This window comes from Thermostichus sp. MS-CIW-40 (assembly GCF_054058315.1).
In genome coordinates this window covers 37,619-46,928 of record NZ_JBSSAC010000020.1, presented here as the reverse complement: position 1 = coordinate 46,928, position 9,310 = coordinate 37,619, and the positions used below count along the sequence as shown (strand labels likewise).

At 58.1% G+C, this 9,310-nt stretch carries 11 protein-coding genes and 1 tRNA gene; 9 read left to right on the top strand and 3 right to left on the bottom strand.

What is annotated here, in order from left to right:
* The first annotated feature begins 177 nt into the window (after positions 1–177).
* From tsaB to ACVWXF_RS08075, 7 genes are all read left to right on the top strand, one after another.
* A complete protein-coding gene (gene tsaB, locus ACVWXF_RS08105; RefSeq protein ID WP_457474117.1) occupies positions 178–885 on the top strand; it encodes a tRNA (adenosine(37)-N6)-threonylcarbamoyltransferase complex dimerization subunit type 1 TsaB in 708 nt (235 codons plus the stop codon).
* Positions 886–921: 36 nt separating this feature from the next.
* Positions 922–1,479 carry an elongation factor P gene (efp, locus tag ACVWXF_RS08100; RefSeq protein ID WP_011432091.1) on the top strand — a complete coding sequence of 186 codons (558 nt, stop codon included), beginning with the start codon at positions 922–924 and terminating at the stop codon, positions 1,477–1,479.
* A 69-nt stretch (positions 1,480–1,548) separates the two neighbouring features.
* On the top strand, positions 1,549–2,022 hold the full coding sequence (accB, locus tag ACVWXF_RS08095) for an acetyl-CoA carboxylase biotin carboxyl carrier protein (protein ID WP_011432092.1): 474 nt from the start codon (positions 1,549–1,551) through the stop codon (positions 2,020–2,022).
* A gap of 385 nt (positions 2,023–2,407) precedes the next feature.
* On the top strand, positions 2,408–3,337 hold the full coding sequence (locus tag ACVWXF_RS08090) for a metallophosphoesterase family protein (protein ID WP_457474116.1): 930 nt from the start codon (positions 2,408–2,410) through the stop codon (positions 3,335–3,337).
* A 75-nt stretch (positions 3,338–3,412) separates the two neighbouring features.
* On the top strand, positions 3,413–4,159 hold the full coding sequence (locus ACVWXF_RS08085) for a phosphoadenylyl-sulfate reductase (RefSeq protein ID WP_011432094.1): 747 nt from the start codon (positions 3,413–3,415) through the stop codon (positions 4,157–4,159).
* 3 nt (positions 4,160–4,162) lie between these two features.
* Positions 4,163–4,477, top strand: coding sequence for an antibiotic biosynthesis monooxygenase family protein (locus ACVWXF_RS08080; protein WP_414344235.1), 315 nt, complete (start codon positions 4,163–4,165; stop codon positions 4,475–4,477).
* Positions 4,478–4,592: 115 nt separating this feature from the next.
* Positions 4,593–4,664 (top strand) — tRNA-Val (locus tag ACVWXF_RS08075).
* Between the two features lie 110 nt (positions 4,665–4,774).
* On the opposite strand, the gene ACVWXF_RS08070 is transcribed toward ACVWXF_RS08075, so the two are convergent.
* Positions 4,775–5,716, bottom strand: a complete 942-nt coding sequence (locus ACVWXF_RS08070) for a phosphoribulokinase (protein ID WP_457474115.1) — start codon at positions 5,714–5,716, stop codon at positions 4,775–4,777.
* 488 nt (positions 5,717–6,204) lie between these two features.
* On the opposite strand from ACVWXF_RS08070, the gene ACVWXF_RS08065 reads away from it, so the two are divergent.
* Both ACVWXF_RS08065 and ACVWXF_RS08060 read left to right on the top strand, forming a co-directional pair.
* On the top strand, positions 6,205–6,972 hold the full coding sequence (locus ACVWXF_RS08065; protein ID WP_011432097.1) for a PspA/IM30 family protein: 768 nt from the start codon (positions 6,205–6,207) through the stop codon (positions 6,970–6,972).
* A 249-nt stretch (positions 6,973–7,221) separates the two neighbouring features.
* On the top strand, positions 7,222–7,686 hold the full coding sequence (locus tag ACVWXF_RS08060; protein WP_011432098.1) for a pentapeptide repeat-containing protein: 465 nt from the start codon (positions 7,222–7,224) through the stop codon (positions 7,684–7,686).
* A 12-nt stretch (positions 7,687–7,698) separates the two neighbouring features.
* Here the strand turns inward: ACVWXF_RS08060 and cysQ are convergent, their stop codons facing one another.
* On the bottom strand, positions 7,699–8,526 hold the full coding sequence (gene cysQ, locus ACVWXF_RS08055; protein WP_457474114.1) for a 3'(2'),5'-bisphosphate nucleotidase CysQ: 828 nt from the start codon (positions 8,524–8,526) through the stop codon (positions 7,699–7,701).
* A gap of 16 nt (positions 8,527–8,542) precedes the next feature.
* Complete coding sequence (gene hisF, locus ACVWXF_RS08050) at positions 8,543–9,304, bottom strand: imidazole glycerol phosphate synthase subunit HisF (RefSeq protein ID WP_457474113.1); 762 nt, start codon at positions 9,302–9,304, stop codon at positions 8,543–8,545.
* Between the last annotated feature and the right edge of the window lie 6 nt (positions 9,305–9,310).

The window sequence follows — 9,310 nt, the reverse complement described above, 5'->3', positions numbered from 1 at the left end:
GGTTATCGGTGGAGGTGACCCACTCGCAGAACTGCTCCCACACGTTGCTGGTTGAGCGACGTTGGATAACAGTAGTCATGAGGTCAAACTTCCCTGAGGAAGCGCGAAGATTGACAACCTAAACTTAAAACATCCGTTAAGTTTCGTCAACCACCTTTTTTGATCCTGAGAGAGGCCATGTCGCTTGTCCGCTGGATTTTAGGGATCCACACCACCACGCCCGTTTTGGGCCTGGCCCTGCTGCCGTTGGAGCCAGGGTTGGGAGAAACCCGCAGTCAGAGCTGGTGGCTGGATCGGGAGATGGCAGCGCAGTTGCACCCCTGCTTGAAAGTCTTCTTGGCCGGTCAAGCTTGGTCGCAGATAGCTGGGATCGCTGTAGCTTTGGGGCCGGGCAGCTTTACGGGCAGCCGTTTGGGGGTGAGTGTAGCCCGCCTGCTGGGCCAGCAACTGCGCATCCCCGTGTTCGGCTACTCGGCTTTGGCCGTCCTCGCCCGCCAGGTGTGGCAGGAGCAGGGATCCCCGCCCCAGCCCTTGACGGTGGCGGTGCAGATGGACGCCAAACGAGGAGAGCGGTATGGCGGTGTGTATCGGGTGGTGGAAGAGCGTATCGCTGCAGAAGCGGCCGATCGGCTCTGGGAGGAAGAGGCTTGGCAGGCCCTTCTCCGCCATTGGCCGCAAGCTTTATCTGTAGATGCCGACGATTTTGTGGATTCTGCACCTGTGGTGGCGTTGGCAGAATTGGCCCGCGCCGATTTTCGGGCCGGATTGCGCCCTCAGTGGCAGGAGGTGTTGCCCCTTTACGGTCGCCAGCCCCCGATTGATCTCAGAGGGCTGAATCGGACTCCGCCTCCCCAGCGCGAACGGAGTGCCCCATCGTCACGGTAAGATTGGGAAGTCTAAGCAACGGATCCCTCTGCTGACATGATCTCAAGCAACGATTTGCGCCCTGGCGTCTCTGTAGAAATTGACGGAGCTCCCTACAAGGTGATCGAGTTCCTGCATGTGAAACCCGGCAAGGGGGCAGCCTTTGTGCGCACTAAGCTCAAAAACATGCAGACTGGCAACGTTGTGGAGAAAACCTTCCGCGCCGGTGAAACCCTGCCCGCAGCCACCATCGAAAAAGTCGAGATGCAGTATCTCTACGCGGAAGGGAACAACTTGGTGTTTATGGACATGGAGACCTATGAGCAGGCTCCAATTACCGCCGCCCAAATTGGCTCCGCCGTGAAATATCTGAAAGAAAACATGCAAGTGTCAATCTTGCGCTGGAATGGGCAGGTGATCGATGTGGAGCTGCCCAACACCGTTGTTCTGGAAGTGGTGGAAACAGATCCAGGGGTGAAAGGAGATACCGCCACTGGGGGAACCAAGCCGGCCAAGCTGGAGACCGGTGCTGAGATCCAGGTGCCTTTGTTCATCAAGGTTGGAGAACGGATTCGGGTCGATACCCGCACCGACACCTATCTGGGCCGGGAGTGAGTTCTCCCTCTCCTTTTCGGTTATGGATTTCTGTTGTGGACAGGTGATGCATCAGGAGTGAACCTTCCCTTGGATGTTGTCAATTGGCAGGAAATTCGTCTTCTCCTGGCCGCTCTGCAAGAGAGCGATGTTACCGAGCTAACTCTGGAGTTCAAAGATTTTCGCCTCACCTTGCGCAAAGGGATCCCGACTGAGCTCTCCTCCACCCCCGCCAGTCCGGTTATTGTCTCCTCTGCGCCTCCTCCTGCTCCTGCAGAAGCGCCCCCTCCTCCCACTGCTCCCAAATCCACCCCCAGCCATTGGATAGACGTGACGTCACCAATGGTGGGCACTTTCTACAGCGCCCCAGCTCCAGGTGAACCTGACTTTGTGCGGGTTGGCCAACGGGTGAACAAGGGCCAAACCCTGTGCATCATCGAGGCCATGAAGCTGATGAACGAGATCGAGGCCGAAGCGGCAGGCGTGGTGACCGAGATTTTGGTGAGCAATGGGCAATCGGTGGAGTTTGGGCAGGTGTTGATGCGGTTGGATCCCACGGCTTGATGGGCAAGGGGGTAAACCGGATTTTGGCGACCCAATCTCCCTTGCCTGTGTATACACCAGAGTTGAATCGGATTGAGGGGATGTGGTCGGTGTTGAAGCGCTGTATCCGGCAGTTTTCCAGAGCCGGGAAGTATGGGATGGAGCAAAGGGTACAGACCGCTTTGCTACTCATCAATCCATTCAATCTATCCTGCTGGGAGAAAAGTTGGGGGTGACAGCCTGGGAAACCCTCTCAGACCAATTTGACCAGTCTGCGCGCCCCTTTCACAGCCCTACCTGTGCCCCAGTTGCCGATGGCTCCCAGCTGAGGTTAAGAGAAGCCCATAGCCCCCCGGCCCCTCATTGACTATGATGCGGGCGTGAGGTGTGAATAAGTACCTAAACAATGGCAACCCAACGCATTTGCTTTGCTCAAGTCTCAGATGTCCACCTGATGCCCGAGACGGGGTGCCGCTGTTGGTGGATGTCCGATTCCCCTCGCCGCCAGTTGGAAGCCGCCGTTGCCCATCTCAACCAGGTGCCCGATCTGCACTTCGTGGTGTTTACCGGGGATTTGGTGGATCAAGCGGATCCGGAGAGCTTTCAATCTTTCCAGGAGATTGTTGCCCAACTGCGGGTGCCCTATTACCTCAGCCTGGGCAACCACGATATCGACACCCTGAGGAGAAAGGGACGCTTTAACCGAGATCAGTTTATCCGTTGGTGCCAAAGCCAATTTCCCCTGTCCCTGGCTCCCACTGGTTACGTCGATTACAGCCTTTCCCCTCTGCCCGGGATCCGCTTGATTGCCCTCGACGCCAGCTTAGGACGCTTCCCTTTACCTCAGGGCGTGCTACGCCCCTCCCAACTGCACTGGCTGGACGAACATCTGCAAACGGTGCCGGAAGAATGGCTGATCCTGCTGATCCATCAGCCGCCCTTCATTGCTCCCACTCAAATGGACGCGGTTTTGTTTCGCAAGTACCGGCTCCTCAGCGAACCAGCCTCGGCGCTACACGCTCTCTTGGCCCGTCACGGACGGGTGGTGGCGGTGCTGAGTGGGCATCTGCATGTGCCGAAGGTGTATGTCCGCGATGGGATCCCTTACCTGACAGCACCTCCTCTGGTAGGGCCGGTTTCGGCTCTGCGGGTGTTTGAGCTGGACGTGAACCCACGACGAGGGGTGTTGCGCTACCACTGGGTTAAGTTGCCGGAGTTGGATCCCAGCCCCCTCTGGCACGGCTTGGTGATGGGGATCCGACGGGATCGCTGGGGACAAATCCCTCTCCGGGCCAAGGGATCCCGCTCTCTCCCTCTGCCCGCTGCCGCCTGGTAATCAAAACCCCTAAAGCTTGACCGAATTAGTGTAGATTAAAAAAGCAAAAATCGTCGAGTTCGGTGTCTTCCCCCTATGACAGCAAGCCTTTCTCCTTCTAGCCGCTGGGAGCTGGCGGCTCAAGCGCTGCGGGAGCAGTATCAACCTCAAGTGGCGTCCCTGAGCGAACGGTTTGAGCCTTTGTCGGCAAGCGACCTGCTCACCTGGGCGGTTGAAGAATTTGGAGATGGGCTGGTGCTGGCCTGTAGCTTTGGCCCGGAAGACCTAGTGCTGATCGATCTGCTCACGGCGATTAACCCCCGTGTTCGCGCTTTTTTTCTGGACACCGATTTTCACTTCCCGGAAACCCTACAACTGCGGGAGCAGGTGTTGGCGCGCTACCCCCACTTGCAACTGCAGATCTTCAAGCCCTTGCTTACCCCGGAAGAGCAGGCAGCTCAATACGGGCCAGAACTGTATCGCTCTAACCCCGACCTCTGCTGCAACATCCGCAAGGTGGAGCCCTTGAATCGTGCTCTGGCCGGTTGCACCACTTGGATTACAGGGATGCGTCGGGAACAATCCCCCACCCGCGCCGATATCGGCAAGGTGCAGTGGGACGGCAAGCGCAACCGCCTCAAACTCAACCCGCTGGCCGACTGGACAAATGGCCAAGTTTGGAAATACATCCTTGACCACGGGATCCCTTACAACCCCCTGCACGATCGCCACTACCCCAGTATCGGCTGCCTCCACTGCACTGCGCCTGTTGAGCCAGGGGCGGATCCCCGCTCTGGACGCTGGAAGGGCACAAGCAAAACCGAATGCGGCCTGCATACCTAACCCATGACTGCTTCCTCCATCCTTGAGGTGGCTCAGTTTGAAATTACCCCCGGCTCTGAAGCCGCCTTTGAAGCCGCCATCGCTCAAGCTTTCATCTATTTGCAGCAGACCGACGGCTACCAAGGGCACCAACTGCAGCGCTGTCTGGAGCACCCTCAGCAATACCTACTGCTCGTTCAGTGGGGATCCCTAGAGGCCCATCTGGTCAACTTTCGCCAATCGGAAAACTTTGTCCGCTGGCGTGCCCTCATCGGGCCCTACTTTGCTCGCCCACCCCAGGTGTTGCACTACCAGTTGCTGACCGGATCCCCTTTTTGATTTGAAATAGGGCACCCGTCCACTCTCCACCCAGGCTAATCCCAATGGGACAGGTTAAGATGTGATATTATTTATTTCCGGCCTTCAGGCAGATGCACAGCGGCATCGCTCGTAGGGGCTGTTAACTCAGTGGTAGAGTACCACCTTGACACGGTGGGAGCCGCTGGTTCAATTCCAGCACAGCCCATGTCCTTGACAGAAGCTCACAAGACTCTGCTCTGGGAGCGGGTTACCGTGCTGGGCCGAGCCTTACCCTGCAGGTCTTGCGAAACTGGGGATCCCTCACCGCCACGGATTCTACTGGTAGATATGGGCCGCTTTTAGCATGTGGTAGGTGATCAGCAATTGAGTCAAAGCCAGGGGATAGCTCTGGAGCAGCTCGCCGGTGGTGCCGATCAACTGGCCGATGTTGGGGTTTCCCTCTAAGCTACAGAACTTGCCCAGGTAAGGGATTTCGTTGCAGAGCATCCGCTCCAGCTCAATCACTTGGCTGGCCGTAGCATGGGCATCAATCTGCAAAACATCGACGGGCTTGCCCATATCCCGATCCAAATCCAAACGAATGGCAGAGCTAAGGTGATTGTCGCGGGCATTGAGGATTTGCCAAAAATCTGGGTGAGGAATGGTGGGGCGCAGCACCAAGCGTGCATTCAGCAATACCTCGTCTTGGTCGGATCCCCCTTGGGGCGGGTAAAAGGTGACCACTACATCGGCCCATTGGCGCTGTGGACGAATAAAAGCTTCTGAATCGGGTTCGCGCTTTTTGAGCTCTTCTCGCACTTGCTCTTCGGTATATCCGCGCTTGCGGGTGTCCCGCTTAATCTTCCAAAGGGCTCGTAAATGTTCTGGGGGAGCCAAATAAACCTTGACATCGTAGCTATCCCGCATACCACGGGTAAAGTAGCCCAGCAGCCCTTCGACAATCACGTATTTGTTGGGCTTGACATACTCTGGCGGGTCAAAGGTGCCGGTGCTGTGGTTGTAGACGGGCTTTAGGATCGGCTGGCCGGTGCGCAAGAGCGTCAGGTGCTGCTGAACGATATCCAGGTAGTTGCAGTCGGGATGGAGGGCTGTAATCCCCAGTTCAGCGCGTTGTTTGCGGTCGTAGCGGTGGTAGTCGTCGGTGCAAATGACAGTGACGTTTTCTTCCCCCAAGACTTGGGCAATGCCGCGGGTAAGGGTGGTCTTCCCAGCAGCACTATCGCCAACAATACCCAGAATAATCGGGCGCTGAGCCACGGATCCCTCTCCTGAATCGTGAATCTGGGGCGGAGAACTCGGACAACACCGGCCAAACTCAACTTCGTTTCGACCTGCGGATGGCCCCGATCAGAGAACAGGGATTGTCGGTCAGCAAACGAAGTTAAGCAAGCATTATCGGCTCTGGAGGGTATTGGGGCAAGCGAATGTTACAGTTCTTTCCAGCCATACCCACTCCAAGCCGGGGTAGGTATGCCCTTTGCCTGACAGGGATCCGCACCCAACTCCAGAAATCCCTACCGCAAGACTTAAAGATTGAATGCCCACAGCACCCCGACGTAAGGCCAGAGCGCTCTCACTCCATTGGCTAGGAACCCGGTTGCACCGGCATTGTAGAGCAACATGTTGAACTCATCCACAGGCAACTCGCAAATTGCCCTGGATCCCTATACTGGAGTAGAAGCACTGGAAGGCATCAAAGCAGCAAGGGTAGCATTAGGTCAGACCGCTAGAGGGGGAAGCAACCGATGGGATTGTTCGATCGGGTCAGCCGAATCATTAGATCCAATATCAATGCGCTGGTCAGCAGCGCCGAGGATCCGGAGAAAATCCTGAACCAGACCATTCAGGACATGTCTGAGGATCACTACCAGATGCGGCAAGCGGTTGCCCAGGCCATTGCTGCCCAGAAGCGGATAGAGCGGCAGTATGAGCAAGCACAGCAGAGTGTTGATGAGTGGCAAAGACGCGCCGAGTTGGCCCTGCGCAACAACAACGAAGCTTTGGCTCGGGAAGCGCTGGTGCGCAAGAAAACCTTTGCCGAGACTGCCCAAAGCCTGAAGCGGCAGTTGGATGAGCAGACTAAGCAGGTGGAGATCCTGAAGTCCAACATGACCAAGCTGGAGAGCAAGATCGCTGAGGCCAAGACCAAAAAGGACATGCTCATCGCTCGCGCCCGCGCCGCCAAGGCTTCCCAGCAAATCAATCAGGTTATCGGGCGGGTGGACGCCACAAGCGCCTTTGCCGCTTTTGAGCGTATGGAGGAGAAGGTGAACTCCCTGGAGGCCCAGTCGGCGGCAGTAGCCGAGCTGGCGGTAGACAATTTGGAAAACCAGTTTGCCGCTTTGGAGGCGGGTGGCTCGGATGTAGATCACGAGCTGCTGATGCTCAAGGCGTCGATCCAGGGTCAGTTGCCCTCTGGAGGGTCAAAGTCCTCAGGCCAACCTTCCACCGCAAGTGAGAGTGAGGTCGATCTGGAGTTGGAAAATTTGCGCAAGGAGATTGACCAGCTCTAACAGGCGGAATGTCGCTCTCCTCCGACTCTCAAGGCTCGCCGGGCTGAGTTTGGGCCGGGGGGTGGTAAGCTAACCAACAAGGACTCTGGCAGCCCTTCTGCCGGCCAGCAGGGCTGGCTTTGTCGGCAAAGCGTTCTACCTTAAGTGGCGGGGATCCTTATGAGGTAATTAACCCGCGAAAGGGCCATAACCTGCTTTCAGCAGGGCTGAGGTTAGTCTGCCTACGGTTTTGTGAGAGAACAAGCAACAATGACAACAGCGAGTATTAAGCCTCTCTTGGATGCCAAGCAACTGTTGCAGGCTTATGCGTCTGGCCAACGGGACTTTTCCGGCTCCAACCTGAGCGGAGCGCAGTTGAGTGGCGCGAATTTGAAGGGCATTATCCTACGGGATGCCGACTTGAGTGGGGCCGATTTGCGCGAGGCGGATTTGTCGGGAGCGGATCTCTCGGGAGCCGACCTGCGCGGAGCCAAGCTGCGACGGGTGAACCTGATTGGGGCTAAGTTGGTGAAGGCAGACTTGCGGGGGGCCAACCTCTACCGAGCCAAGCTGCTCAGGGCCGACCTCAGCGAAGCCGAGCTGAACCGGGCCGATTTGCGAATTGGGGCCGATCTGCGCGGAGCCATCATCACCAACACCCATTTTCGCGGTGCCCTCTACGACGAGTACACCAAGTTCCCGGATGGCTTTAACCCTACGGAGATGGGCATGTAGCCGGGGCTTCGCTCAGGGGATCAGGTTCTGCCACAGTTGGGCCATGCCTTCGGCAGCCGCCACAAAGGATGGATTGTGCAGGTCGGGCTTGTTGTAGCGCAAGGGATCCCCTGCCAGATCGGTAACCCTTCCCCCCGCCTGCTCCACAATGCACTGGGCAGCGGCAGTATCCCACTCCATGGTGGGGCCGAAGCGAGGGTAGAGATGGGCAGATCCTTCGGCCACAAGGCAAAGCTTTAGGGCACTGCCCACAGACTTCACTTCCAGAGAGCCACAGCGCTGCCGCAGCCGCTCGAGGAACTGCTCCGTCTCCGGGTTGCTGTGGGAACGGCTGGCCACCACTTGTAGGGGTTCTTGGGCGTAAGGGCAGGTGCGGATGGGCTGTTCGTGAACGCAGGACGGAGTCCTTTCCCTCTTGCAGGCCCCCAGCTTTTGCGCAGCCGCGTAGGTGAGGCCCAGAGCTGGGGCATGGACGACCCCCAGGATGGGGATCCCTTCCTCGATGAGAGCCATATTCACCGTAAACTGGCCGTTGCGCCCGATAAACTCTCGGGTGCCATCCAAGGGATCCACCAGCCAAAACCGCTCCCACTGTTGCCGCTCTGGGTAAGGGATCCCGCCCGATTCTTCCGAGAGCACCGGGATCCCTGGGGTCAGGTCTTGCAAGCCTTGCAGGATCAGGTGGTGGGAGGCCAGATCCGCCTCTGTAAGGGGAGAGGCATCCGCCTTGGCCCTTACCTGAAGCTGCTCCTGTCTGTAGATGGGCAAAATAGCCTGTCCTGCCGCCTCCGCCAGCCGACTTACCTTGGGCAAGAGAGCGGCCAGATCCTGAGCTTGCATAGGATCCCTCGCAGAGTTAGCAACGCACCGGAATGCCGTGGGCGGCCAAGTCGGCTTTGATTTGGGCAATCGTTAACTGGCCGTAGTGCAACAGAGAAGCCAACAGCGCTGCTTCTGCTCCCGCTTCCTGCAGAGCCTGGCGGATGTGGGCACACGCTCCTGCACCCCCAGAGGCGATCACCGGCACCGACACCGCATCCACCACCCGCCGGGTTAGCTCGAGGTCATAGCCTGCTTGAGTGCCATCGGCGTCCATGCTGGTGAGCAAGATCTCCCCTGCCCCCCGTTCGGCCACGCTTTTGGCCCACTCCACCGCGTCTAGCCCCGTCGGCTGCCTCCCCCCGCGCACGTACACTTCCCATCCCCCTCCCTGCGGTTTGGCGCGAGCGTCGATGGCCACCACAATGCACTGGGATCCAAACCAGCGGCTGGCTTGAGTCACCAAATCCGGATCCCTGACCGCCGCCGAATTGAGGCTGACCTTGTCTGCCCCGGCCCGCAGCAGTTGCCGGATCCCCTCCAGATCGCGGATCCCTCCTCCCACCGTGAGGGGAATGAACACCTGCTCTGCGGTGCGCCGCACCACCTCCAGCAAGATCTCCCGCTCTTCGTGGGTGGCGGTGATGTCCAAAAAGACCAGCTCATCGGCCCCCGCCTGATCGTAAGCCTGGGCCAGCTCTACCGGATCCCCGGCATCCCGCAAGTGCACAAACTGGATCCCTTTCACCACCCGCCCTGCCGCCACATCCAGACAGGGAATGATCCGTTTGGCCAACATCGCTCT